At 59.1% G+C, this 25,008-nt stretch carries 31 protein-coding genes; 10 read left to right on the forward strand and 21 right to left on the reverse strand.

Going from position 1 to position 25,008, the window contains the following annotated elements; translation table 11 throughout:
• Positions 1-58: 58 nt before the first annotated feature.
• Positions 59-220: a hypothetical protein gene (locus IE087_RS18745; protein ID WP_189370919.1), complete on the forward strand. Its 162-nt coding sequence runs from the start codon at positions 59-61 to the stop codon at positions 218-220.
• A 3-nt stretch (positions 221-223) separates the two neighbouring features.
• Here the strand turns inward: IE087_RS18745 and IE087_RS18750 are convergent, their stop codons facing one another.
• Together IE087_RS18750 and IE087_RS18755 are read right to left on the reverse strand one after the other, a co-directional pair.
• The gene (locus IE087_RS18750) at positions 224-2,194 is read right to left on the reverse strand and encodes an ethylmalonyl-CoA mutase (protein ID WP_189370920.1); all 1,971 of its coding nucleotides are present in this window, start codon (positions 2,192-2,194) and stop codon (positions 224-226) included.
• Between the two features lie 74 nt (positions 2,195-2,268).
• Positions 2,269-2,664 carry a hypothetical protein gene (locus tag IE087_RS18755; RefSeq protein ID WP_189370921.1) on the reverse strand — a complete coding sequence of 132 codons (396 nt, stop codon included), beginning with the start codon at positions 2,662-2,664 and terminating at the stop codon, positions 2,269-2,271.
• An 82-nt stretch (positions 2,665-2,746) separates the two neighbouring features.
• On the opposite strand from IE087_RS18755, the gene IE087_RS18760 reads away from it, so the two are divergent.
• The 6 genes from IE087_RS18760 to IE087_RS18785 all read left to right on the forward strand — a co-directional run bounded on the left by IE087_RS18760 (position 2,747) and on the right by IE087_RS18785 (position 8,940).
• Entirely contained in the window at positions 2,747-4,135 is a 1,389-nt protein-coding gene (locus IE087_RS18760) for a 1-acyl-sn-glycerol-3-phosphate acyltransferase (RefSeq protein ID WP_189370922.1), read from the forward strand.
• Between the two features lie 111 nt (positions 4,136-4,246).
• Complete coding sequence (gene ccrA, locus IE087_RS18765) at positions 4,247-5,527, forward strand: crotonyl-CoA carboxylase/reductase (protein WP_189370923.1); 1,281 nt, start codon at positions 4,247-4,249, stop codon at positions 5,525-5,527.
• 216 nt (positions 5,528-5,743) lie between these two features.
• Positions 5,744-5,950, forward strand: a complete 207-nt coding sequence (locus IE087_RS18770; RefSeq protein ID WP_189370924.1) for a hypothetical protein — start codon at positions 5,744-5,746, stop codon at positions 5,948-5,950.
• Entirely contained in the window at positions 5,886-6,617 is a 732-nt protein-coding gene (locus IE087_RS18775; protein ID WP_189370925.1) for a helix-turn-helix transcriptional regulator, read from the forward strand. The genes IE087_RS18770 and IE087_RS18775 overlap by 65 nt, the downstream gene beginning before the upstream one ends.
• A gap of 113 nt (positions 6,618-6,730) precedes the next feature.
• Positions 6,731-7,366, forward strand: coding sequence for an acyl-homoserine-lactone synthase (locus IE087_RS18780; RefSeq protein ID WP_189370926.1), 636 nt, complete (start codon positions 6,731-6,733; stop codon positions 7,364-7,366).
• Positions 7,367-7,407: 41 nt separating this feature from the next.
• Positions 7,408-8,940 (forward strand): ATP-dependent DNA helicase, encoded by a 1,533-nt coding sequence (locus IE087_RS18785; protein WP_189370927.1) that lies wholly within the window; start codon positions 7,408-7,410, stop codon positions 8,938-8,940.
• Here IE087_RS18785 and IE087_RS18790 read toward each other — a convergent pair.
• The 14 genes from IE087_RS18790 to IE087_RS18855 all read right to left on the reverse strand — a co-directional run bounded on the left by IE087_RS18790 (position 8,937) and on the right by IE087_RS18855 (position 20,123).
• The gene (locus tag IE087_RS18790; protein WP_189370928.1) at positions 8,937-9,689 is read right to left on the reverse strand and encodes a TIGR02186 family protein; all 753 of its coding nucleotides are present in this window, start codon (positions 9,687-9,689) and stop codon (positions 8,937-8,939) included. The two genes, IE087_RS18785 and IE087_RS18790, sit on opposite strands and share 4 nt — an antisense overlap.
• The gene (locus tag IE087_RS18795; protein WP_189370929.1) at positions 9,689-10,606 is read right to left on the reverse strand and encodes a sulfite exporter TauE/SafE family protein; all 918 of its coding nucleotides are present in this window, start codon (positions 10,604-10,606) and stop codon (positions 9,689-9,691) included. Before IE087_RS18795 ends, IE087_RS18790 begins: the two co-directional genes overlap by 1 nt.
• 156 nt (positions 10,607-10,762) lie before the next feature.
• Entirely contained in the window at positions 10,763-11,737 is a 975-nt protein-coding gene (locus IE087_RS18800) for an ABC transporter permease (RefSeq protein WP_189370930.1), read from the reverse strand.
• Positions 11,738-11,742: 5 nt separating this feature from the next.
• Complete coding sequence (locus tag IE087_RS18805; RefSeq protein WP_189370931.1) at positions 11,743-12,861, reverse strand: ABC transporter permease; 1,119 nt, start codon at positions 12,859-12,861, stop codon at positions 11,743-11,745.
• A gap of 3 nt (positions 12,862-12,864) precedes the next feature.
• Entirely contained in the window at positions 12,865-14,460 is a 1,596-nt protein-coding gene (locus IE087_RS18810; protein ID WP_189370932.1) for an ABC transporter ATP-binding protein, read from the reverse strand.
• 97 nt (positions 14,461-14,557) lie between these two features.
• The gene (locus IE087_RS18815) at positions 14,558-15,553 is read right to left on the reverse strand and encodes a BMP family lipoprotein (RefSeq protein ID WP_189370933.1); all 996 of its coding nucleotides are present in this window, start codon (positions 15,551-15,553) and stop codon (positions 14,558-14,560) included.
• A 200-nt stretch (positions 15,554-15,753) separates the two neighbouring features.
• A complete protein-coding gene (gene rimI, locus IE087_RS18820) occupies positions 15,754-16,200 on the reverse strand; it encodes a ribosomal protein S18-alanine N-acetyltransferase (protein ID WP_189370934.1) in 447 nt (148 codons plus the stop codon).
• Complete coding sequence (gene tsaB, locus IE087_RS18825; protein WP_189370935.1) at positions 16,197-16,769, reverse strand: tRNA (adenosine(37)-N6)-threonylcarbamoyltransferase complex dimerization subunit type 1 TsaB; 573 nt, start codon at positions 16,767-16,769, stop codon at positions 16,197-16,199. Before tsaB ends, rimI begins: the two co-directional genes overlap by 4 nt.
• The gene (locus IE087_RS18830; protein ID WP_189370936.1) at positions 16,766-17,197 is read right to left on the reverse strand and encodes a GFA family protein; all 432 of its coding nucleotides are present in this window, start codon (positions 17,195-17,197) and stop codon (positions 16,766-16,768) included. The genes tsaB and IE087_RS18830 overlap by 4 nt, the downstream gene beginning before the upstream one ends.
• Entirely contained in the window at positions 17,187-17,750 is a 564-nt protein-coding gene (locus tag IE087_RS18835) for a NifU family protein (protein WP_189370937.1), read from the reverse strand. Before IE087_RS18835 ends, IE087_RS18830 begins: the two co-directional genes overlap by 11 nt.
• 100 nt (positions 17,751-17,850) lie before the next feature.
• Positions 17,851-18,306: a universal stress protein gene (locus IE087_RS18840; RefSeq protein ID WP_189370938.1), complete on the reverse strand. Its 456-nt coding sequence runs from the start codon at positions 18,304-18,306 to the stop codon at positions 17,851-17,853.
• A 65-nt stretch (positions 18,307-18,371) separates the two neighbouring features.
• Positions 18,372-18,968, reverse strand: a complete 597-nt coding sequence (locus IE087_RS18845) for a 2-hydroxychromene-2-carboxylate isomerase (RefSeq protein WP_189370939.1) — start codon at positions 18,966-18,968, stop codon at positions 18,372-18,374.
• A complete protein-coding gene (locus IE087_RS18850; RefSeq protein ID WP_189370940.1) occupies positions 18,961-19,824 on the reverse strand; it encodes a branched-chain amino acid aminotransferase in 864 nt (287 codons plus the stop codon). Before IE087_RS18850 ends, IE087_RS18845 begins: the two co-directional genes overlap by 8 nt.
• A gap of 59 nt (positions 19,825-19,883) precedes the next feature.
• A complete protein-coding gene (locus tag IE087_RS18855) occupies positions 19,884-20,123 on the reverse strand; it encodes a DUF8831 family protein (protein ID WP_189370941.1) in 240 nt (79 codons plus the stop codon).
• A gap of 122 nt (positions 20,124-20,245) precedes the next feature.
• Between IE087_RS18855 and IE087_RS18860 the strand changes: the two genes are divergently transcribed.
• A complete protein-coding gene (locus tag IE087_RS18860) occupies positions 20,246-20,968 on the forward strand; it encodes a M48 family metallopeptidase (protein WP_229801477.1) in 723 nt (240 codons plus the stop codon).
• Here IE087_RS18860 and IE087_RS18865 read toward each other — a convergent pair.
• Entirely contained in the window at positions 20,965-21,246 is a 282-nt protein-coding gene (locus IE087_RS18865; RefSeq protein ID WP_189370942.1) for a CBU_0592 family membrane protein, read from the reverse strand. The genes IE087_RS18860 and IE087_RS18865 overlap by 4 nt on opposite strands.
• A 54-nt stretch (positions 21,247-21,300) precedes the next feature.
• Here IE087_RS18865 and IE087_RS18870 point away from each other — a divergent pair, with 54 nt between their 5' ends.
• The gene (locus IE087_RS18870) at positions 21,301-21,687 is read left to right on the forward strand and encodes a YigZ family protein (protein WP_229801460.1); all 387 of its coding nucleotides are present in this window, start codon (positions 21,301-21,303) and stop codon (positions 21,685-21,687) included.
• 74 nt (positions 21,688-21,761) lie between these two features.
• Positions 21,762-22,022 carry a DUF6455 family protein gene (locus tag IE087_RS18875; RefSeq protein WP_189370943.1) on the forward strand — a complete coding sequence of 87 codons (261 nt, stop codon included), beginning with the start codon at positions 21,762-21,764 and terminating at the stop codon, positions 22,020-22,022.
• On the opposite strand, the gene trhA is transcribed toward IE087_RS18875, so the two are convergent.
• From trhA to rimO, 4 genes are all read right to left on the reverse strand, one after another.
• Positions 22,014-22,646: a PAQR family membrane homeostasis protein TrhA gene (gene trhA / locus IE087_RS18880; RefSeq protein WP_189370944.1), complete on the reverse strand. Its 633-nt coding sequence runs from the start codon at positions 22,644-22,646 to the stop codon at positions 22,014-22,016. The genes IE087_RS18875 and trhA overlap by 9 nt on opposite strands.
• Positions 22,647-22,692: 46 nt before the next feature.
• Positions 22,693-23,076 carry a thiol-disulfide oxidoreductase DCC family protein gene (locus tag IE087_RS18885; protein ID WP_189370945.1) on the reverse strand — a complete coding sequence of 128 codons (384 nt, stop codon included), beginning with the start codon at positions 23,074-23,076 and terminating at the stop codon, positions 22,693-22,695.
• A 51-nt stretch (positions 23,077-23,127) separates the two neighbouring features.
• Positions 23,128-23,475, reverse strand: a complete 348-nt coding sequence (locus tag IE087_RS18890) for a hypothetical protein (RefSeq protein WP_229801461.1) — start codon at positions 23,473-23,475, stop codon at positions 23,128-23,130.
• Positions 23,476-23,634: 159 nt separating this feature from the next.
• Positions 23,635-25,005: a 30S ribosomal protein S12 methylthiotransferase RimO gene (gene rimO / locus IE087_RS18895; protein ID WP_189370946.1), complete on the reverse strand. Its 1,371-nt coding sequence runs from the start codon at positions 25,003-25,005 to the stop codon at positions 23,635-23,637.
• Between the last annotated feature and the right edge of the window lie 3 nt (positions 25,006-25,008).

A 25,008-nucleotide genomic window follows, 5' to 3' on the forward strand; every position in this document is an offset into this window, starting at 1 on the left:
GTCCGGTCGATCTCTTGGTGAATGCAGACAAATCAGAAAAACAAAGAAGGATTGAGAAATGGCATTCCCAACAGCGGTCAACAGCCCGATTGCAGATGCTGTCACGCCGGGAGTAGGCAAAGAAACCACTGCTGTGGCAACAGACGCAGACACGGCATTGCAAACGCTGCAGCGTGTCACAGGACTTGCTCAGACAGCTGTTTTTCAGAGGGTGAAGTGACGTCTATTCCGCCGCCACGGCCTTTGGATCGGCCAGCGTCACGATGTCCTGCATGATCGTGTTCAGTTCGAAGTCCTTGGGTGTATAGACCCGAGCCACGCCCATGGCCCGCAGCCTGTCTGCGTCGTCATCCGGGATGATACCGCCGACAATCACCGGGACATGGCCCAACCCGGCGGCCCGCATACGCTGCATCAGGTCTTCTACCAGTGGAATATGGCTGCCCGACAGGATCGACAGACCCACCACATGCGCTTCGTCCTCGAGGGCTGCGGTCACAATCTCTTCCGGCGTCAACCGGATCCCTTCATAGGCGATGTCCATCCCGCAATCCCGGGCGCGAACGGCAATCTGTTCCGCGCCGTTCGAATGGCCATCAAGGCCCGGTTTGCCCACAAGGAATTTCAAACGGCGACCCAGGCGGTCGCTCACGGCGTCCACGGCATCGCGCAGATCGTCCAGACCCTCGGTCATGTTCGAGCGACCTGACGATACACCTGTTGGCCCACGATACTCTCCGTGCACCGCACGCATCTGTGCCGCCCATTCACCCGTGGTGACGCCAAGCTTGGCGCAGGCAATCGAGGCAGGCATGACATTCTTGCCCACCTTCGCCGCAGCGCGCAGCTCAACCAGTGCCGCCTTGACCGCGGTATCGTCCCGGTCGGCGCGCCATGCGTTCAAACGGTCAATCTGATCCTGCTCGACTGCAGGATCGACAACCATGATCCCACCATCGCCAGTCATCAGCGGGGATTGTTCCCCTGCTTGGTACTTGTTCACACCAACCACAACCGTTTCGCCCTTTTCGATCCGGTTCAGGCGTTCGGCATTTGATTGCACCAATTGGGCTTTCATATAGTCGATGGCTGCAATGGCGCCGCCCATCGCATCAAGGTTTTCCAATTCGTGACGCGCGCCTGCTTTCAATTCCTCGACCTTGGCGTCGACGGCGGGGTTGCCGTCAAACAGATCGTCATATTCCAGCAGGTCGGTTTCAAAGGCCATGATCTGCTGCATCCGCATGGACCATTGCTGGTCCCAGGGGCGGGGCAAACCAAGGGCTTCATTCCACGCAGGCAATTGAACCGCGCGAGCCCGCGCCTTTTTTGAAAGTGTCACAGACAGCATTTCGATCAGAATGCGGTAGACGTTGTTTTCCGGCTGCTGTTCCGTCAGGCCAAGTGAATTGACCTGCACCCCGTAACGGAAGCGGCGGAATTTCGGGTCGGTCACGCCATAGCGTTTTTCGCAAATCTCGTCCCACAGATCGACAAATGCGCGCATCTTGCACATCTCGGTGACGAAACGAATGCCCGCATTCACAAAGAAGGAAATGCGCCCGACAACTGCAGGAAAATCAGCTGGATCGATACGGGGTTTCAATTCGTCGAGAACGGCTGTCGCCGTGGCCAGGGCAAATGCCAATTCCTGCTCGGGCGTCGCGCCCGCCTCTTGCAGATGATAGGAACACACATTCATCGGGTTCCATTTCGGCACGCTGGTGTAGCAATACTCGGCTACATCCGCGATCATCTTGAGCGACGGTTTCGGCGGGCAGATATAGGTGCCGCGGCTCAGGTATTCCTTGATCAGATCGTTTTGTACGGTGCCTTGCAGCTTGGACACATCCGCGCCCTGTTCCTCGGCCACGGCGATGTAAAGCGACAATAGCCATGGAGCCGTCGCATTGATTGTCATGGACGTGTTCATTTGCTCCAGCGGGATTTGGTCGAACAGCGTGCGCATGTCGCCCAGATGCGCAACGGGCACGCCCACCTTGCCAACTTCGCCACGCGCCAAAACGTGGTCGCTGTCATATCCTGTTTGCGTCGGCAGATCGAACGCCACTGACAAACCGGTTTGACCCTTGGCCAGATTCGATCGGTAGAGGGCATTGGATGCGGCGGCGGTCGAGTGTCCGGCGTAGGTGCGGATCAACCAAGGGCGGTCTTTCTGTGCAGGCTGCGACATGGCGTACTCTCCCGTGAATCGGCTGGGTAACAAAATTTCGTATGATGTGAGGTATAGGTAATTTTGTGGCGCAGTCAATCCGCTGCGTTGCGGCATTTTCTGCGTTGCGGCCAGACGGCTACGACAAACATCAGCCATCCCAGAACCCCGACGCTGTGGGCTGATAACGTCACGGGTCCGGTAAAAGTCAGCAGCGCCAGTATCTCTTCTGGCGGGGGCGGTGCCTTGATCACAGATTGCGCTGGCAACCCGTCAAAAATCACCCGGTAGTAGGTATAGTATCCCTGTGGTGATGCCCAAACAAAGGTGATGAAAGCAACCAACCACACTGGCACGCGGATGATGAGTGGACGGCGCAACACCAGCAGGCGTGTAAATCCAAGGGCCGCGACGGCAAACAGCAAGGACACGACTGCCAGGCCGATCTGACCCCAAACGGTTAGGGTATAGAAGGAATCTCCATCATACATTCGGCCACTTTCAGGGGCAGACAGGGGAAAGACCAGTCCATTTCGCTTGCTCCCAACCCTTACGCCTGCGAGGGTCCACCCGATGATGAGATCGGTTGAACTCCCCCTCTGGCTTTTTGTGCTGATCGTGTTGTTCGCGGCCGTGACCTTTGCCTCGCATTTCCTGTTCCCGTCGGTGCGCTGGTTCTTTCGGAGGCGGCTGGAGCGAGCGGTAAGCCGACTGAACGAAAGGCTGACGCGGCCTATTGAACCTTTCAAGCTGGCCCGTCGCCACGACATGATCCAGCGCCTGATCTATGACCCGGAAGTGACCGAGGCCATCGTTCAGCACGCCAGTGAAAACGATGTGCCTGAAAACGTGGCCTTTGAACAAGCGCGCCGCTACGCCCGCGAAATCGTGCCCAGCTTTTCGGCCTTTGCCTATTTCAGCTTTGGTGCGCGTGTGGCGCGGTGGTTGGCCACAGCGCTTTATGACGTGCGGACGGGCCTCAACAACGATCAGCAGATTCAAAGCGTGGACCCGGATGCAACCGTGGTTTTCGTTATGAACCACCGCAGCAATATGGACTACGTGCTGGTCACATATCTTGCGGCGCGGGCTTCGGCACTCAGTTACGCGGTCGGGGAGTGGGCGCGCGTCTGGCCCTTGTCGCGTTTGATCAAATCCATGGGTGCATACTTTATCCGCCGCAGGTCACGGGGCGCGCTGTATCGCAAAGTATTGTCTCGCTATGTGCGCATGGCCACCGCTGCTGGTGTGACTCAGGCCATTTTCCCTGAGGGCGGGTTGAGTGTGAATGGCCGCCTGATGCCGCTCAAGATGGGGCTCTTGTCCTATGTCGTTGAAGGCTATGATCCGAGCAAACGCGATGTTGTTTTTGTTCCGGTCGCAATCAACTACGACCGTGTGTTGGAAGATCGCGTGTTGATCGCCGCCCATAAGCGGGGAGACCGCCGTTTTGGCGTCAGCATTACAGTGGTCATGGCCGCCATTCTGCGCTTGCTGTGGCAATGGATGACGCGGCGGTATCGCAAGTTTGGAACCGCGTCCGTGGTCTTCGGCCCACCAGTCTCTCTTGCAGCCTTGGGACAGGATCATGATCTTGAAACCTTGGCCGAAACGTTGCGTGCTCGCATTCAGGATGTGATGCCAGTCCCGTTTGTACCTTTGCTGGCCCGTATGTTCTTGCAAACGGACACGCCGATCCCGGAAGCGGATATGACCCATCGGATCAAAACAGCTATGCCGTCCCAACGCGGAACGCGCCCGCCTCTGACAGATGATGATCTGAACAGTCGCATCTCCCGTGCTCTGGATGACATGGAGCGGCGCGAAATGATCCGGCGGGCAAACAACGGGTGGGAAAAAGTGAGCGATGAACTGGATTTGTTCCGCTTTTATGCCAATTCGATTGACGACCTGTATCCCGATAGCATCACCTCGCAGGATGCTGCGCATGCAAAGTCATAAAATTACAAAAATGCCGAAGTGTGGGTTGCTTTATTTCGCGTCGAGCCATATTCAGCCGTAACGCAGTCGATTCTGCGCTGCGGCACGGAATTTTTAACCCGGAGGCTGAACATGGCACTCGATACTGGCATCGCGTCCTACGACGCACCTGAAAAAGACCTCTACGAGATGGGGGAAATCCCCCCCATGGGGTTTGTCCCGAAACAGATGTATGCGTGGGCCATTCGCCGCGAGCGGCATGGTGAACCGGACACGGCGATGCAGTTGGAAGTGGTCGACGTGCCAAAGCTCGACAGCCACGAGGTGCTGGTACTCGTGATGGCGGCCGGGGTGAACTACAATGGCGTCTGGGCATCGCTGGGTAAGCCGATTTCCCCCTTTGACGGGCACGGGCAGCCGTTTCATATCGCGGGTTCCGATGCTTCTGGCATCGTCTGGGCCGTTGGCGACAAGGTGAAACGCTGGAAAGTCGGGGATGAAGTGGTGATCCACTGCAACCAGGACGATGGCGATGACGAGCATTGCAATGGCGGCGACCCGATGTATTCGGAAAGCCAGCGCATCTGGGGCTACGAAACTCCCGATGGCTCATTCGCGCAGTTCACCAACGTGCAGGCGCAGCAGCTTATGCCGCGGCCAAGGCACCTGACTTGGGAAGAAAGCGCGTGCTACACGCTGACGCTCGCCACCGCGTACCGCATGCTGTTTGGCCACGAACCACATGACCTGAAGCCAGGACAGAACGTTCTGGTTTGGGGCGCATCAGGTGGTTTGGGCTCTTATGCGATCCAGTTGATAAACACGGCAGGTGCCAACGCCATCGGCGTGATCAGCGACGAAAGCAAGCGTGACTTCGTTATGGATCTGGGTGCCAAGGGCGTCATCAACCGCAAAGACTTCAACTGCTGGGGGCAACTGCCCACAGTCAACACGCCGGAATATGCCGAGTGGTTCAAGGAAGCCCGCAAGTTCGGTAAGGCGATCTGGGACATCACCGGCAAGGGTGTGAATGTTGACATGGTCTTTGAACACCCCGGTGAAAGCACGTTCCCGGTTTCGACCTTTGTCTGCAAGAAGGGCGGTATGGTTGTGATCTGCGCAGGCACCACCGGCTACAACCTGACTTTTGATGTGCGTTACATGTGGATGCACCAGAAACGTCTGCAAGGCAGCCACTTTGCCCACCTCAAGCAAGCATCAGCGGCTAACCACCTGATGGTCGAGCGTCGCCTTGATCCCTGCATGTCCGAAGTCTTTGCCTGGAATGACCTGCCCGAAGCGCACATGAAGATGCTGCGCAACGAGCACAAGCCCGGGAACATGTCGGTGCTGGTGCAGGCGCCCAAGACCGGTCTGCGTACTCTTGAGGATGCGCTGGAAGCACGGCGTTAACGTCACACACGTCAAAGGTGAGTATGAACGCCCGCGAATCACCCTGTGGTTTCGCGGGCGTTTTGCTGTTCCAAGTACAGGTGCAATGGGATCAATGACTTGTAAATCAGCACCTCACTATTTCTGGGGAGGGGAAATACGTGAATTTTCGAGCCGAGTTAACACATGCTATAGTTGTGTTAACCTTTCATTAACCACTCGGGAGTGAGTCTGATCATGAAAAGTGACTGGATACTGGACGTTCTTACGGACCTAAAGACTTTTGCCCGCTCCAACGACATGCATGCGCTCGCTGAGCAGTTGGATGACACCGCAATCGTCGCGATGGCCGAGATCGCCGCGATGAAGGAAACACAGGATGGTCAGCGTCACGACGGCGAGGCAGCCGTTGGAACCTATTTTGGAGGATTTGGAGCAAGCTAAGGGGCTCGCTGCCCTACAGGCAGCGTCCGAAGATATTCGCGATCACTACAATGTCGATCATGTGGTTTATCACTGGGTCGATTCAGCCGGGGATCAGTATGGTTGCGGAACATATTCGGATGCTTGGCGCGACCGATATCTCGAGCAGAATTACCTGCGTGTTGACCCGGTTATTCTTGGGTGTTTTCAAAGGTTTCATCCAGTTGATTGGAAGCGCTTGGACTGGAGTAGCAAGTCAGCGCGCGCTTTTCAGGCTGAAGCCATCGCTCACGGTGTTGGTAACCAGGGATTCTCGGTTCCGATCCGTGGGCCGAACGGGCAATTCGCCCTCTTTACGACAAGCCACTCATGTGACGACAAAACATGGGCAGATTGGACAGATGCGCATCGTCGTGATCTCATCCTGATCGCCCACATGTTCAACGAAAAGGCGCTGGAACTGGAGCCGGATCGCGCGCCCGAGCAGTCTCAGGCGCTCAGCCCGCGCGAGGTTGACGCGATGACCTTTCTGGCCATGGGATACAGCCGCGCGCAGGTGGCCGACACGCTCTCGATTTCGGAGCATACGCTGCGCGTCTACATCGAAAGCGCCCGGTTCAAACTGGGTGCTATGAATACGACACATGCCGTTGCCCGGGCCATGAGCCGGGGGTTGATCGTCGTGTAAAAGTGCTTGTTGCTTTAGAGGGCAACACAACGCACTGCTATGCGCACAAGATATTAACTTACGTCACGGTAGCCTCCCGGTCATTCCTCCCCGGTTTGACAAGGAGTATTACAATGCTGCGTTATGTTTATGCCTCTGATCTTGACGATTATCCCAAACTTGCCCGCACCATGTTTCGCGACCGTGCGGACCAGTTCAAAACCCGATTGGGGTGGGATGTTAACGTAGACCAGGATGGGTACGAGCGTGACGCGTATGACGATCTGAACCCGCTCTATGTCATTTGGGAAGAACCGGACGGGTCGCATGGCGGATCCATGCGTTTCCTGCCGACGACCGGCCGCACCATGGTGAACGAACACTTTGGTGACTTGATCTCTGGGCCCATTGCTAGCCCATTGATCTGGGAATGCAGCCGTTTCTGCCTGACACGTGGGGCCGGTGGTCATGTCGCTGCCGCTTTGATGCTGGGCGGCGGGGAAATCATGCAGAACTTCGGGATCGAGCACTTTGTTGGTGTTTTTGACGCCCGTATGGTCCGCATCTATCGCATGATTGGTTCTTCACCTGATGTGTTGGGCAGCACGGGTACAGGCCGCGACCAGATCAGCGTTGGCCTTTGGCATTTCGACGAGGGCGACGCAGAAGCTGTCGCCGAACGGGCCGGTGTTCCGATGCAGCGATCGCGCCAGTGGTTTGACCGGGCATTCGGCATGACACGCTACCGCAACTACGCGCGCAGTGCCTGATCGCGCTGGCACCTGCCGCGACCGATCTATAGGGTCGCGGCATGTCCACTTCCCTTGCCCTTTCTGACGATCAGGCCACAGCTTTTGACACCGTAACCGAGATGTTGCGCGGTGCAGGTATCGATCTTGAGGACGCACTTCTGATGCCGCCGAAATCCACGGCAACGTCCGTCATGGCAATCACCGGCAAGGCTGGCTCGGGCAAGACACTTCTGCTCTCCGAACTTTACAAGGCACTCGAAGCTGCCGGGGTGGACGTTGTGTCTGGAGACTACGAATCCCGCAGACGTAAGGACCGCCGTACACTTGCCATTCTTGCCCCTACGAACAAGGCGGCAAGCGTTCTGCGCTTTCGCGGTGTGCCAGCGACGACAATCCACCGCATTCTCTATACCCCCGTCTATGACCCGGAATATGAACGCATTGCAGAATGGCTCGCAGGGAATGGCGACCGGCCAGAGGTTGAAGGGCTGACGGATCAGGCGCTTGATCGGGCCTATGCCTTCTACCAGACGAACAAATCCATTCCCGGAGCATTGGCTGCTGCGGGGCTGCGCGGCAGCGACTTCATCACTGGTTGGAAACGGCGCGAGGAACCGCTGGATATTGGCTTCATCGATGAAGCCTCGATGCTGGATGACAAGCAATTCGAGGATCTGAAGGAGATTTTCCCGACCCTTCTGCTCTTTGGCGATCCCGCGCAGTTGGCCCCGGTCAACCAATCCGGCGCAATGGTATTCGACAAACTGCCCGAACGGCGGGTTATGAATCTGGGCCGTATCCACCGGCAAGCAGCGGACAACCCGATCCTTGACCTCGCGCACGCGCTGGCCGACCCGCAGGTTGACTTCTATCGGTTTGAAAAGATGGTGGAGGAGGCTGCCGCGCGCGACGAACGTGTCGTCTGGGGCCAACGGGTCGAGGTTGACCTGATGGCCCGCAGCCCGGTGCTCGTGTGGCGCAACGCCACCCGCATCCGGCTGATCAATGCTTTCCGCGCGGTGTATGAAGCCCCCGAAGACCGCCTCATAGAAGGGGAGCCGTTGATCTGTGACGGGCTGGAACTGCCTCTGAAACACCGCAAGAAGCGACTGGACCTTGAGGCGCGCGGACTGATCAAGGGCGCACAGGTCGTCTATCTGGGGGAAGGGCGCAAACCTGGCTTTTCCCGCCTACACGTGATCGGGGCCGAAGACCCACAAGTCTCGGCCGCGTCAATTGTGAAGATAGAAAAACCGGACGAAGAAGAACCCTTTATCCCCTATGCGGCACGTATGGGCGCCACATTTCTCCACGGAGCCGCCGTAACAATCCACAAGGCGCAGGGATCGCAATGGGACACGGTGCAGGTGTTCGCACCTGACCTTTTTGTGGCCGCCCGCATGAACCGGACAGAGGCAGGGCAGCCCCTCTGGAAGCGGCTGGCCTATGTGGCCATCACACGCGCGCAGGACCGGTTGATCTGGGTGGTCCGGAACAGGTTGTCAAAACCGACGGGCCCGCTTCGCGTGGACGATCTGCGCAGCGTTCCGGCGGCTACGCTTACGCTCGCACCCGAGGAGCCAGAGGTTTAGTTGCGCAATAGCGAAAACGCAGCCGATGCGGTCCACCCGGCCGCAATGGCAATGGCGAGAGACATTATTCCATACCAGAACGGGTTTTCACGGCTCAGGACGAACAACCAACGTTCCAATCCTACCTTGTGGACGTCGATGGTTGTCTCGTAGCTGGCCACAACCTCTGCATCCCGTGTCAGAAAGATGCGCGTTTCATAGGCGCCTTCCGTCAGCGCCGCTGGCAGTCGGATGCGGGTCCGGAACAGGGTGTCTTCATCGACAACAACTTGATCTTCAAGCAATTGATACGTCTCTGCTGCAGTGTTGATACGGATTAGAGCCGCCACATAGGCGCTCGCATCCAGAACCGACTCCGGCGCACCCACAGCATTCAGTTTGCTGGTGACGGATACGCGATGTTCAAGATTCTCACGGACACCCAGAACGTCTTCAAGCGGGGCGCTCGAAGCAACAGCGTAGTAACTTGGCGCCGCGTCAATTTCGACTGCGTCCGTATTGACCCAGATGCCAAAGCGGCGCTCTTTGCGGCGCACGGTCACAGGCTCAGGTGGGCCTGCAATGGTGACGATGACACCCAATTCACCTTCCGGGATCGGGGCTTCACGCTTCACCGCACCAAAGATCAGAATTTCTGACCCATCAAAGCTGGTGGTGATGGCAACTTCGTCCTGGCTCAAGCCCAGAACGACCTCTTCTGCCCAGGCAGGCAGTGCAACAAGAACGAAGAGGGCCAGCCAGCGCAGCATCAATGCCCCTCCACCGCGCCGACAGAGAACAGTTCGGATGGCATGACCAGCAGATCAAAGGCCAGCTTACCGCACACGGCCAGCACCATAAGGGCAAGCAGGATACGCAGCTGTTCCGCTTTCATCCGCACGCCGATGCGCGTGCCGATCTGGGCCCCAATCACACCGCCGACGAGCAACAGGACGGCGAGTACAACATCCACGGTAAAGTTCGTCGTGGCGTGCAGCATCGTGGTGAATGCGGTGACAAAGATGATCTGGAACAGCGATGTCCCGACAACCACCTTGGTTGGCATACCCAGCAGATAGATCATGGCCGGCACCATGATGAACCCGCCCCCAACACCCATGATGGCGGCAAGGATGCCAACACTCAGTCCAACGAGCAAAGGTGGAATGACCGAGATGTAGAGGCCGGAAACACGGAACCGCATCTTGAAGGGCAGCTTGTGGATCATCCCGTGCTTCTTGCGGGTGGGGATCGCAGTGCCCTTGGCCGTCTTGCGGATCGCATTCAAGCTTTCGACAAACATCAATGCGCCGATCACGCCAAGGAACACGACGTAACACAGACGGACCAGCAGATCGACCTGACCCAATGACTTGAGATAGTTGAAGATCAGCACGCCGAGTGCCGCACCTATCAGACCGCCAATCAGCAACACAGTGCCCATCCTCAGATCCACCGTTTTGCGCCTGAGATGGGCAAGCACACCAGAGAACGAGGAGGCCACGATCTGGTTGGCTTCGGTCGCGACAGCGACCGCCGGGGGAATGCCGATAAAGAACAAAAGTGGCGTCATCAGGAAGCCACCGCCCACACCAAACATGCCTGACAAGATACCTACCAGTCCGCCCAAACCAAGAAGGAGGAACGCGTTAACCGATACCTCGGCGATGGGCAGGTAGATTTGCATGGGTACTGTTAGGACGGCACGGTACGGGAAATCAAGATGTCATGCCGCCGCGCAGCAAACTGGGACTAAGTTTGTGAGAAATCTGGACCTATCGCGGGGCGCACAGACATGTGCGCCTTACGATTGGGGCGGTTTGGTGGCGCATCAAGATGCGCCTTACCGTTCTTTCACGTAAGGCTCCCCTCCTGCACGCGGGGGAATCGCCTTGCCCACAAATCCGGCCAGGATCACCACGGTCAGGATATAGGGCAGGGCGTCGAGAAGCTGGACCTGCACCTTGAACCCAAGGGCGCCCTCAATGATGTCCGGGCGCAGGGCGATGGCCTGCAAGTAGCCGAACAGCAATGTGGCCCAAAGCGCGTGCCAGGGCCGCCACTTGGCAAAGATCAGGGCGGCCAGCGCGATAAAGCCACGACCGGCTGTCATGTCCTTGACGAAGCCCGCTTGCAGGCCCGTCGCCAGATATGCCCCCGCGATGCCACACAGAACGCCACAGATGCCAACTGCGACAAAGCGGAGACCCACAACCGATACACCGGCTGTATCAACGGCCGCCGGGTTCTCACCCACGGCACGCAGGCGCAGGCCAAAGCGGGTGCGGAAGAGCAGCCACCATGTGCCAGGTACGGCCAGAAGCGCCACATAGACAAGGATCGAGTGGCCCGAGATCAGCTCAGCATAGATCGGGCCGAGGAATGGCACGCCGCGCAGGCTTTCCGCAAAGGGCAGGATGATCGGTTCGAACCGCCCGCCTCCGATCAGTGACGGGGTACGCCCGCCTTGCTGAAACCAGTCCTGTGCAATCAGCACTGTCATGCCCGCGGCAAGGAAGTTTATGGCCACGCCCGAGATCAACTGGTTGCCGCGAAAGGTGATCGAAGCAAGGCCATGGATGCCCGAGAGCACCATGGATGATGCGATGCCTGCCAACAGGCCCAGCCAGACCGAGCCGGTCAGGGCTGCCACAGCGGCAGAGAAGAACGCGGCAAACAACATCTTGCCCTCAAGGCCGATGTCAAAAATGCCCGCGCGCTCCGAGAACAGGCCAGCAAGACAGGCCAGTAGCAGAGGCGTGGCCAGACGGATGGTTGAGTCGAGGACTGCAAGGTCAAAAAGGGCGAGAAAATCCATCGTACTTACTCCGCCGGCTCAACCGATTTGGATGCGCGCGCGTTGCGCGCCGCCAGAAACACTTTTTCCAGCGGCATCCGCACCATGTTGTCCAGCGCCCCCGTGAATAGGATCACAAGCGCCTGAATGACGACAATCAACTCGCGTGGGATCGACGTCCAAAGCGCCAGTTCAGCCCCACCTTGGTAGAGAAAGCCGAAGAGGATCGCGGCCAGGAAAACGCCAAAGGGGTGGCTGCGACCCATCAGGGCGACCGCGATGCCGATAAAGCCTGCGCCCTCAACAGCGTTCAGGACCAGCCGCTCGGCCTCACCCATCACGTTGTTGATGGCCATCATGCCCGCCAGCGCGCCCGAGATCAGCATGGCGATCATGGTGATACGCACGGCCCCGATGCCTGCGTATTTGGCGGCGCGGCCCGACTTGCCATAGGAGCGGATTTCCAGACCCAGTGGTGTGCGCCAGATCAACAGCCACACCAGAACACAGGCGATGATGGCAATGACCAGCGACACGTTTGCAGGGGCAGCCTTGGAGAAGTTGATGCCGATGGGGGCCAGCATCTCGTGCAGGTTGGGCAAATGTACTGCCTCCCGGAACCGCTCGGTCGCGGGGTCCATGCTGCCTGCAGGACGCAACTGGTTGACCAGCATGTAGTTCAGTACGGCAGCCGCGATGAAGTTGAACATGATCGTGGTGATCACGATATGGCTGCCCCGCTTGGCTTGTAGATAGGCCGGGATCGCGGCCCAAAGTGCGCCAAAAACTGCGGCACCTGCCGTTGCGGCCAACAAGGCAATTGTCCAATGCGGCCAGGGAATGAACAGCAACACTAGGGCCACACCCAGCCCGCCCAACATGGCCTGACCTTCGCCCCCGATGTTGAACAGCCCGGCGTGGAATGCCACGGACACTGCCAGCCCTGTAAACATGAAATTGGTCGCGTAGTAGAGCGTGTAGCCCCACCCATAGGTCGACCCAATCGCGCCGGTGACCATCAGGTTCACCGCCTCGACCGGGTTTTCTCCAATGGCAAGGATCACCAGCGCCGACAGGATGGCGGCAAGGATCAGGGAGATCAGCGGAACAAGGATCACCTCGGCCCATTTTGGCATCACATCCATGGTTCAGACCTCCTTCGACGCATTGCCGTGCGCATGGGCAAGGTTGGCTTCAATCTCGGCCATCGTGTGGGGCTTGTCGGTGTCGGTTATGCCCGCCATCAGCAAGCCCAGTTCTTTTTCGTCTGTCTCGGTCGTCTGCCGTTCACCCATGATCTGTCCGTCAAACATGACGGCGACCCGGTCGGCAAGACCAAGGATTTCTTCCAGTTCGACCGACACCAGTAGAATTGCTTTGCCCTGATCACGCAGGGCCACGATCTGTTGGTGAATGAATTCTATGGCCCCGATATCCACGCCACGCGTGGGCTGCCCGATCAGCAACAGGTCCGGGTTCCGCTCAATCTCGCGCGCCAGCACGATCTTTTGCTGGTTACCGCCAGAAAAGTTCTTGGCCGCCAGATGCGGATGCGGCGGACGCACGTCAAAGCGTTCCATCTTTTCGGCTGTATCGGCCTTGATGGCCGCGTTGTTGCTGAGCAGGCCCGAGGTATAGGCCGCATCCCTGTGATAGCCGAATGCGGTGTTTTCCCAAGCAGGGAAGTCCATAATCAGCCCTTCGCGCTGACGGTCCTCGGGCACGTGGGCGATGCCCCGGTCGCGGCGCGACCGCCCATCCGAATACTTGCCGGTCAGATCAATGGGCTGGCCGTTCAAAGTCACGGTCCCGGTCGCGTCCTCGTAACCACCCAGAACTTCAAGCAGCTCTGATTGCCCGTTGCCTGCAACGCCTGCGATGCCGACAATCTCACCAGCGCGCACTTGCAGGTCGATGCCACGCAGACGCTCGACGCCCTGTTCGTCCACAACTTTCAGATTTTGAACGTCCAACACAACGTCGCCGGGTGTCGCTGGTGCCTTGTCGACGCGCAACAACACCTTGCGACCGACCATCAACTCGGCCAGCTCTTCGGGGCTGGTTTCGGCGGTTTTGACGGTGGCCGTCATTTCGCCCCGGCGCATCACGCTGACGGTGTCTGTGATGTCCATGATCTCGCGCAGCTTGTGCGTGATCAGGATGATCGTTTTGCCCTCTTCCTTCAAACGCCCCAGAATACGGAACAGCTGATCCGCCTCGGCAGGCGTCAACACGCCCGTGGGCTCATCCAGAATCAGGATGTTGGCCTGCCGGTACAGGGCTTTCAGGATCTCGACGCGCTGCTGCATGCCTACGCCAATCTCTTCAATGATGGCATCGGGATCGACCTTGAGATCGTATTCTTTCTCCAGGTCCAGCAGGGTTTTGCGGGCCTTCGACAGCGATGGTTTCAGCAATCCACCATCTTCGGCGCCTAGAATGATGTTTTCCAACACAGTGAAGTTCTCGACCAGCTTGAAGTGCTGGAACACCATACCGATGCCAGCGGCGATGGCCGCCTGGCTGTCAGGGATTTCGGTCTTGTTCCCCCCGATGAAAATCTCGCCCGCGTCTGCCTTGTAGAAACCGTACAGGATGGACATCAGCGTCGACTTGCCTGCGCCATTCTCCCCAATAATCCCGTGGATCGTGCCGGACATCACGCGGATGGAAATATCTTTGTTGGCCTGAACAGGGCCGAAGGCTTTGGAAATGCCTTTGAGTTCAATGGCGGGGGCTGTCATGGGTCTTCCCTTGGTCCGGGGCCAAGATTTTTCGTACGAAAAATCTGGGCCGCGCGGTGATGTAACCGGGCGGCCCAAACCATTGCATATCGTGTGCTTAGAAGTTCAACACAGGGCAGCTGTCGTCCGACATGTAGTCGTGCACTGTTAGGGTGCCGCCAGCGATCTCGGCGGATGCTGCATCAACCGCTGCCTTCATCTCATCTGACACGAGGGCTGCATTGTGCTCGTCCAGCGCATAACCGACACCGCCATTGGCCAAGCCCATGACGTTAAAGCCCGTTTCCATCTCCACGCCATCGGTGAAGGCCTGGAACACGGCGTTGTCCACGCGCTTCATCATCGACGTCAGAACCTTGCCCGAGTGCAGGTAGTTCTGGTTGCTGTCCACGCCGATCGACAGGATATCTTCGTCGGCAGCGGTCTGAAGAACACCCACGCCGGTGCCGCCTGCTGCTGCATACACAACGTCAGCACCTTGGCTGATCTGTGCTTTGGTCAGCTCAGATCCTTTAACAGGGTCGTTCCATGCGGCAGGTGTGGTGCCTGTCATGTTGGCGATGACCGTCGCATCGGCATTCACAGCTTTGACGCCTTGTGCATAGCCGCAGGCGAATTTGCGGATCAGCGGGATGTCCATTCCACCGATGAAGCCGACAGTGCCGGATTCGCTGGCTTGCGCGGCCATCATGCCGACCAGGTAGCTGCCCTCGTGCTCGTTAAAGACAACCGAGCGTACGTTGGGGGCATCTACAACCATGTCGATGATGGTGAACTTGGTGTCCGGGTAGTCAGCGGCGACCTGACCCAGAGCATCGGCGAAGGCGAAGCCAGCCATGACGATCGGGTTCGCGCCGGATTCAGCAAAGCGGCGCAGGGCCTGCTCGCGCTGCGCTTCGGATTGCAATTCGATCTCGCGGAACGTGTTACCGGTCTCATCGGCCCAGCGTTTCGCGCCGTTGAAAGCTGCTTCGTTAAAGGATTTGTCGAACTTGCCGCCCAGATCGAAGATCAGCGCGGGTTCAGCCAGCGCAGCACCTGCGGACAGGGCCAGGGCCGCGGTCGCGCCAAGGATTTTCTGCATCATGGTCATGTATCAGGTCTCCCAGTTTTTAGTGGTTGGGGCGGTGGCAGCGGACCACCGAACGCCCGGGATCAAAAGATCATACGGGATTAGGCCGCAGGGGCGGGGGGGCGTCAACCGCTTTTTAACTCGTGGGGCGGGTGAGAAGGGGCCTAACCTTGCGCAAAGCTGATTGGGTAGGCAGGGGGGCTGTCTGCCCCCGCTCCGCCCTAGGGGCGAAGCCCCCCCGAGGATTTTTTTGAAACAGGGAAGGAGAGGCCCGCGCGCATGATCAGCGCGTCTGCGCGGCCGTCCGGGCGTTGGTAGTAACCTGTACGAGTTGCAATGATTCCAAAGCCTTGGCGGATGTAGAGCGCAATTGCGCTTGCGTTGTCCGACGCAACCTCAAGGAAGGCGCTGGTGCATGTCCTGGCCGCCTCCGACATCCAGTTGGTCATTAAATTCGTGCCAATGCCCTGACCCTGATGCGCGGGGTCAACGGCGATGGTCAGCAGTTCCGCCTCTTCGGCAATCCCGCGCCACAGGGCAAACCCGCATTCGGATGCGCTTAGGTATGTGTGGGGATTCGCCAGAAGATCGGAAAACTCCTGCGCTGACCAAGGGCGTTCCTGCGTGAAGGCCGCCTTGTGCAAATCGGCAAGCGCGTCCGGTGTCATGGCAGGATGGGTGGCGGCGCATCCCGCGCAGGTGCCGCATCCGGCGGACGGACATAGAACGGGGCAGGGGATGGTGCCTGTGTCGGCCAGACAGAGGCGGCGTGTTGTGCAATGGCGGTTGCCAAGTCTGCGGGCGTGGGATGCGGGGCCGTGTTCGAGATGTCCGCGACGGGGCGCAACTGCGCTTTGTCGCCTTCCATGACGTATGCCATGTCGCGGGGCGCGGGGATGGCGACAATTGTACCCGCGGGCGCAATCCGCATTCGGGCCTCGAAACCTGTGACCCCGTAGGCAGGGCATCCCAGCCCAAGGGCCAGACCGCGCGCCGCCGACACACCGATCCGAATGCCGGTGAAGTTGCCCGGCCCAGTTCCCACGGCCAGCGCATCCAGATCGGCCCAACTTACGCCCTGGCTTTCCAGGACCTCCTTAAGCAGGTCCATCAACCGCTCGGCCTGACCGCGCGCCATCTCTTCACCAATGGCGATCAAAACTGCATCGCCGCGCACCAATGCCGCTGCGCAATGGGCCGCAGAGGTGTCAAATCCGAGGATGAGCGGTTTTGTCATTCGGCCACTGTGTTCAAGGCATCACGCGCCGACGCATCAGAACGCGGCAAGTCGTCGTCGATATGGAGCCACGGCAAGGCATTGCCAGCATGGCTGTGCATCGCAGGGGCAAGCTGATCCGCCTGATCTATGATCCCGACAGGCAAATAGACCTGATCCGGCAAGTAGTCGAAGGCAGCCGCCAGCGGTGCGTGGCAGGTGGGGCATGTCCAGCGTTCGACACCGGTGGCCCCCCGAAATGCATCTGGCAATTGCGCGATGACATCCGCCCGGTCAAAGGCGGCAAAGGCCGCAACCGGCGCCCCTGTCCAGCGACGGCAATCGCTGCAATGGCAATAAGCCACCGTGAAAGGTGGCTTATCCAGCGTCAGTCGGGACGCACCACAATAACATCGGGCCGTGATCGGCCCGGCAGTGTCAGACGGCAACAGGGCGTACCTCTGTCACCTCGGGAATGTAGTGGCGCAGCAAGTTCTCGATCCCCATTTTAAGCGTGAGGGTCGAAGACGGGCAACCCGCACAGGCACCCTGCATGTGCAGGTAAACAACGCCACGATCGAACCCGTGGAATGTGATGTCACCACCGTCCTGTGCAACGGCGGGGCGCACCCGGCTGTCCAGTAGTTCCTTGATCTGGCCCACAACGGCTGCATCCTCACCATCATGTTCCGCGTGACCGGACGCCGGGGCATGGCCCTCATCCATGACGGGCTGACCGGACTGGAAGTGCTCCATAATGGCGCCAAGCAAAGCGGGCTTGATGTGATCCCAATCAACTGCATCGGCCTTGGTTACAGTGACAAAGTCTGTTCCAAAGAACACACCCGTCACGCCTTCAACGGCAAAGACTCGCTTGGCCAGCGGCGACTTATCTGCCGCGTCTGCCGTTGGGAAATCCGCCGTGCCCATATCCAATACGGACTGGCCGGGCAGGAATTTCAGCGTTGCGGGGTTTGGTGTGGATTCAGTTTGGATGAACATGGGTCAGCTCCTGAGCGTTACACTAGGATATGCGGGCGCGGCAGCAAACTGTCAAGGTTTGGAACCGTTCTAAACTGAGCCGATCCTATACAAATGGAGATCAGGTGATGGCTTCCAGCTTCTCTTTGCTTAGATCGCCGGGAACGATGGTCATCGGAATGGGCAGATTGCCCGCATTGCGGCTCAGTTGCGTGACAATGGGGCCAGGGCCCTTCTTGTCCGTACCGGCCCCCAACACCAACACACCAATCTCCGGGTCATCATGGACCTGCGCCATAATCTCGTCGACAGCCTGGCCTTCGCGAATGATCAGCTCCGGGTCGATCCCTTGCTTGTCACGCATCCACTTGGCGAAAACCTCGAAATGGGCATGGATACGTTCGCGGGCCTCTTCACGCATGACATTTCCAACGCCGATCCAGTGATTGAACTCATCCGGCGGGATCACCGACAGGATTGCAACGCCACCGCCCGTGTGGCTGGCCCTCATCGCGGCAAAGCGCATCGCGTTCAGGCATTCACGGCTGTCATCCAGCACCACCAGAAATTTGCGCATCCTGTCCTCCGCTCACGTTTCGGCACAATGGCCCAAGCCCTGCCTGTGCGCAATCCCGCCTTTGATCACGCGGCGCGGGCGTGGGCAAGCGCCTGTTCCAAGCGGTCATTGCCCCAGAACAAGGCGCCATCCACGACAAAACTCGGTGCACCAAACAGCCCACGTTCCACCGCTTCTTCGGTTGCATGACGCAGCATGGCCTTGCCGTCCGGCGCCGTGGCCGTGGCTATGACCTCGGCTGCGTCCTGGCCAATCTCGTCCAGAATGGCGGCAATCACGGCATCATCGGCAATAGCGCGATCCTCGGCAAAATTGGCATGGTACACCGCGCGGACAAAGGCGCCAACCCACGGCTCATCCGCATGTGCCGCTGCAATGCGCGCGGCCAGCAGGCTGCCCCGCGGAAATGAGGATGGCTTGGCAAAAGGCAGCCCCAGATCGGAACAGCACCGCGCAATGTCCGTCCACATGTACGCGCCCTTTACCGGAAACATGTTGAACGGCGAATCCGTCATGCCCTGCGCGCCAAAGACGGGGCCCAGCAGAAACGACCGCCAGACCAGCGGCACCCCTGCCTCCGCACAGGCATCTTCGATACGGGCAGCACTCAGATAGCTGTAGGTGCTGGCAAATTCGAACCAGAACTCAAGCGGCTTAACCATGGCTTGCCGCCCAATCCCAATACATCTCGCGCACACGGCGGGTGACAGGACCGACCTGGTAGGATGTATCCTCGAAGCCCGAAACGGGCGTCACCTTCATCATGTTGCCGGACAGAAACACCTCGTCTGCGTCCTCGAAATCTTCGAAGGTCAGGACCTTTTCGATGACCTCCATCCCGTCCGCACGCATGTTGGACATGTGGCGTGCACGGGTGATGCCGGACAGAAAGGTGCCGTTGGGGATGGGCGTAATGACCGCGCCGTCCTTGACCATGAAGACGTTGGCAGTGGCGCTTTCCGCCACATTGCCCATCGCATCAGCGACCAACGCATTCTGGAACCCGCGCTTACGCACCTCGGCCAGCATGCGAGCGTTGTTGGGATAGAGGCATCCCGCTTTGGCATTGACCACGTTGTCTTCGATCACCGGGCGGCGAAACCGGGTGCGGCCCAACGTGATGGACATGGATGGGTCGGCCATTGGGATCGCCTCGAGGCAGATGGCAAATCCTGTCATGTCCGGCTTGGGAACAATACCTGACGCGTCACCGTCCAAACCCCAATACATGGGCCGAATGTAAACCGCATCAGACGGATCATAGGCTTTCAACCCTTCTTGGATCGCCTCTACGATATCCGCGCTTTCCATGGTTGGGGTCAGCATCAAGGCTTCGGCGGATCGGTTCACGCGGGCGCAGTGCAGGTCCAGATCCGGCGCGCGCCCATCGAACCAGCGTGCGCCGTCAAACACTGTACTGCCCACCCAACTGCCGTGATCTGCAGCGCGCATGATCGCCACATCTTCATCGTGCCACGCACCTTCATAAAACGTGCGGATCTTGGTGCCGGTTGCCATGTCTGTCCTCCCGTATTGCCGCGCAGGCTAGCAGAGACAGGTCAAGGGTCCAGACCTTTTCACTTTGGTTCCTTGCGCAACTGGTACACACCTTCCGGCAGGTCCAGTGCAGCGGCCAGATCGCGCGCCTGTTCCGGGGATAGGGTGATCTTGACCACGCTGTCGGTGCGCGGGTCGTATTGTTCCACAGTGATCACCTCGGCGAACGAGTTGATCACAACATCTTCCTGGAGAGGGGCGGCCCCGTCATCCACCAATGTGACGACTGTGGCGTCAAATTCGTGCTCGATCGTAAACATGTGCAAAGCCTATGGCATGGGCGCTGACTTGCAAAGAGGCACACGGCTGCGTGAACAGGGCTGGAAGCTGCCAACGTGCGTGATAGTATCCTCCCCGTTTCTTATGAAAGGACTTCGCCTTGATAACGCGTCTCTTGGCCGCCCTGACCACATTGGCCTTTGTGGCCGCATGCGATGACGTGGTTGTCACGTCCGCGCCCACGGGCGGTCCTGCGCCCGCCGTACGGGAGGTGCCGGACGAGTTGGGGTCGCGGCAGCAATCCCTGCGCACCTTTGCCGAGGTCGTTCGACGCATGGAGCCGGTGGCGGAACGCGAGTGCCGGGCCCGGACACGAGATGTGAACTGCGATTTCAAGATCATCGTGGATGATCGTCCGAACGCACCTTCCAATGCCTTCCAGACGCTGGATGACAACGGGCGCCCGCTTCTCGTGTTCACTGAGCGGTTGATTGATGATGCGCGGAATGCAGATGAACTGGCCTTTGTGCTGGGGCACGAAGCGGCCCACCACGTAAGCGGGCACATCGCGCGTCAGCAGCAGAATGCTGCTGCGGGGGCGGTGATCTTCGGCGGTTTGGCCACAACTCTGACCGGCGGCGACGCCGGTGCAATTGAGTCGGCTCAGCGGATTGGCGCGCAAGTGGGTGCCCGCACCTATTCCAAGGATTTCGAACTTGAGGCCGACGCGCTGGGCACGGTCATCACCGCCGCCGGCGGGTATGATCCCGTCAAAGGAGCCGAATTCTTTAACCGTATTCCTGATCCCGGCGACCGCTTCCTTGGAACACACCCACCCAACGCTCAACGTATCGAAACTGTGCGCAGGACGGCTGCCGCCCTCTAGGCGATTGTCCGGTATCGCCGTCTGCGCAAGCGGATCAGGATGCCGATGATCGACATGGCGACCCAGAATATCTGGATCAGGGCAGACGCGAGGTTGAAGCTGGCCATAAGCCCGAGCAAGACACAGCTTGCAGCAATCAGGTTGATGGCGAAGTAGGTCAGGCAATCGCCACTCAGGCAACGGGTGGTCAACAGCCCGTAGTTGATCACATAAAGGGCAAACCCCAATATGCCGATGACCTCGTAAATGTGCATGGTCTCAAGCAAAGAATACGTCATGGGAAAACCCCGGTTCAAAATGTCTTCAATCAATCAATGCAGCTTGGCTAGCACATGCGGACCCGTCTGTCGGGTCTGGGAAACCCGACCTTGAAGCAGCTCGGGCACATCTTGACGGATCGTGGGTCCAAATACGCGGTGTCGGGCTGTGCGGTCACGTCGCGGGCCGACATTGACGCGGCACTCAAAGTCCTCAGACGCGACCGCGCCTATGCGAAGGCCACGCACAATACGTGGGGTGCCGCCCTGTCTGACGGTGGCCCGATCAAGGGCGATGACGGAGATGCGGGCGCAGGCATGGTGATCCTGCGTATGCTGGAACGCAAGGGGCTGACCGACCACCTGGTTGTGGTCACCCGCTGGTATGGCGGCAAACACCTGGGCGGCGACCGATTTCGCCACGTGCAAAGCTGCGTGCGCGCCTATCTCGACCAGCTTTGATCTGGATCAAGGACTTTCCGCACGGCGTCCATCAAGCTGTACGTATCCAAGGATCTCGTCGAAAGGGACGCCCGATGACTGACGCCCGATTGAAGACCCACGCCGATCTTGTCGACCGCATGGCCGCTGCCCGCGGTGTCGACCTGCAAGAAGCCGCCCTGCGCGCGCATCTCACACCCTCCGACATCTCGGACCTCGTATTGCGTTGTGTGGGGTGCACCAAGCCTGATGTGTGTGCGCAATGGCTTAAGACGCAGCCGGGGCAAGTGTCTGAGACGCCAGACTTCTGCCGCAACGCCGAAGCCTTTGCCGATTTGGCGCGTCGTTCAGACTGACACGCCTAAGGCCACAGCTCCGAAAAAGCAGGCAGAGGCGGCCAGCACAAAGCTGTGCCAGATGGCGTTCTGAAAGCGCAGCGACTTTTGCGCATAAAACACGGTACCCAGCGAATACAGCCCCCCGCCTGCCACGATCAGCGCGGTCGAGGCACCGGGCAGGTTTTGCCACATCGGCCAAATCAACAGCACGCTTGCCCAGCCCATCGCCAGGTACAGGGCCAGCGATCCGCGCGCATCCGTGGCCCAAAAGCTCAGCTTGGCAATGGCTCCGATCAGAGCCACCAGCCAGACAGCACCCAATACTACATAGGAAAATGCAGAGCCGATAAGAAAAACCAGCGGCGTGTAGGTGCCTGCGATCTTGAGGTAGATGGCGGCGTGATCAATCCGGTGAAACACCGGGCGCGACCGCTCCCAAGGCAACAGGTGGTAGGCGGCGGACGCCACAAGGGCAAAGACCGCAAGGCCGGTATAGATGCTGGTCGCCGCAATCTGTGCCGCCCCTTGGGTTTGCACAACATGGACCAACAGCATGGCACTTGCCGTGATCCCGGCCGTCAGGCCAAGGATGTGAACAGACGCATCAGCAAGGGTTTCACGAACAGAATACGGGTACGGCATTTGGGCAACCTGACCTGAGAGATGTTCACAGTCTAGGCACAAACCCTCACGATTCAGTTGACGTTGCTGCCGCCAGGCGGCGCAGATGCCATCGGTAGATCAGCGGTGCCAACACATGGTCATACGCCTTGGAGGCCAACCAATGGATGCCGGGCAGGGACACGATCCGTGCAAGCCATCGATAGCGCGGCATATCCTGCCACAGCACGATAAAAGCTGGGACGCCTGATGTCAGTTCGCCATTCCGCAAAACGTACAAGCGGCGCGCCGCCTCGTCTCGGCTCAGCCCCCAATCCGACATGTCGATGCAATTCAAATCTTCAAAGCGGATCGGCAGGGCGCGGTCCCCACTATACTTGGCATAGTGGTCAATCTCAAAGCTGCAGACAGGGCAGTCCGCGTTGTAAAGCACTCTGGTATCGTCGGTCATGACTGAATTATAGAGCCGCACGCGGGCGGCTCTACAGACAAAGCGCCGCACTCACCGCGGTTTGTTCCCGTCGATCCAGCGCGACATCATCACCTTGTCCTTGAAACACTCTGCCGGGATCTGGCGGCGTTTTAGGCGAGCGATGCGTTCGGCAAACTGCACCTGTTTGGCACTGGGATAAGCTGAAAACCGACCTCCGGGGGCTTTGGGCTTGGCCTGATCGATCCACGACGACAATCCGGCCTGATCACGGAAGAGCGCTGCAGGCAAAGGTCGGCCTGTCTTTGCAGCCAAGGTGCGGGCATAGGCAATCTGCCTTTCCGTGGCAGGCTGCGCATCAAGGGGCAGGGCCGTCTGCACCGGTTCGAACAGGCCGGGAAGGGTGGGATGGATCGACATATCTGTTCTCCTTGCTTTCGCTAGGTGGAGAACAAATATAGAACATACATCAAATTTTACAAGTCTGGTAAGGCGCATCCCGATGCGCCAGCGCGGGCTGAGACGGGCGGAGGACACCTCCGCCTTACGCATAAAGTGTAAGGCGGATCTTGATCCGCCCTAGACCAGCTTGCCCCAAAGGTCGTAGTCACCAGCTTCGTCCACCTCGACGGTGACGATATCGCCCGGTGTCAAGTCCTCGAACCCCTCGTCAATGAACAGGTTGCCGTCGATCTCGGGCGCATCTGCTTTGGTCCGGCAGGTTGCGGCTTCGTCGTCCACTTCGTCCACGATCACGTCGACGTGCAGGCCCACCTTTGCTGCCAGCTTGGCTTCTGAGATGGCGGCGGCCTTCTCCATGAACCGCTCCCACCGCTGCTGCTTGACCTCAGGGGCCACGTGATCGGGCAGGGCGTTTGACCGCGCACCTTCCACGTTTTCGTATTGAAAACAGCCCACGCGATCCAGTTGCGCCTCGTCCATCCAGTCCAGCAGCGTCTGGAATTCCTCTTCCGTTTCACCGGGATAACCCACGATGAATGTGGACCTCAGCGTGATGTCTGGACAGATCGACCGCCATTCAGCGATCCGGTCCAGCGTGCGTTCCGCAGCAGCAGGCCGCGCCATGCGGCGCAGCGTGTCCGTGTGGGCATGCTGGAACGGAATGTCGAGATAGGGCAGGATCAGCCCCTCCGCCATCAGCGGGATCAGCTCGCGCACGTGGGGGTAGGGATAGACGTAGTGCAACCGCAACCACCCCCCCAGCGACCCAAGATCACGGGCGAGGTCGGTGATATGGGCGCGGTGCCCACGGTCTTCTGCATGTTTGATGTCCACACCATAGGCCGACGTGTCCTGAGAGATGACCAGCAGTTCCTTCACCCCGGCCTCGACCAGCTTTTCCGCCTCCCGCACAACGGCATGGGCTGGGCGCGAGGCAAGGCGTCCACGCATGTCGGGGATGATGCAGAACTTGCACTTGTGGTTACAGCCCTCCGAAATCTTGAGGTAACTGAAATGGCGCGGGGTCAGGCTGACGCTGCGCGCGGGCAGCAGGTCGACAAAGGGGTCCGGGTCCGGCGGGACGGCAGCATGCACGGCGTCCAGCACTTGTTCGTATTGATGCGGGCCGGTCACGGCCAGCACCTTGGGATGCGCGCCGGTGATGTATTCAGGTTCCGCGCCCAGGCATCCTGTGACGATCACGCGTCCGTTCTCGTCCAGCGCCTCGCCAATGGCCTCAAGGCTTTCGGCCTTGGCACTGTCCAAAAAGCCGCAGGTGTTTACGATCACCGCATCCGCACCGGCATAGTCGGGAGAGACGCCGTACCCCTCGGCCCGCAAACGGGTCAGGATGCGTTCACTGTCGACCAATGCCTTGGGGCAGCCGAGGCTGACCATCCCAATCGTGGGCTGGCCGGGGCGGCGTGTGCCATCCAGCGTGGCTTTGGGGGCAAGGTCGGGGCGCAGGTCAGGCGGGTTCGTGCTCATGGC

Source organism: Tateyamaria omphalii (genome assembly GCF_014651375.1).
GTDB lineage: Bacteria > Pseudomonadota > Alphaproteobacteria > Rhodobacterales > Rhodobacteraceae > Tateyamaria > Tateyamaria omphalii.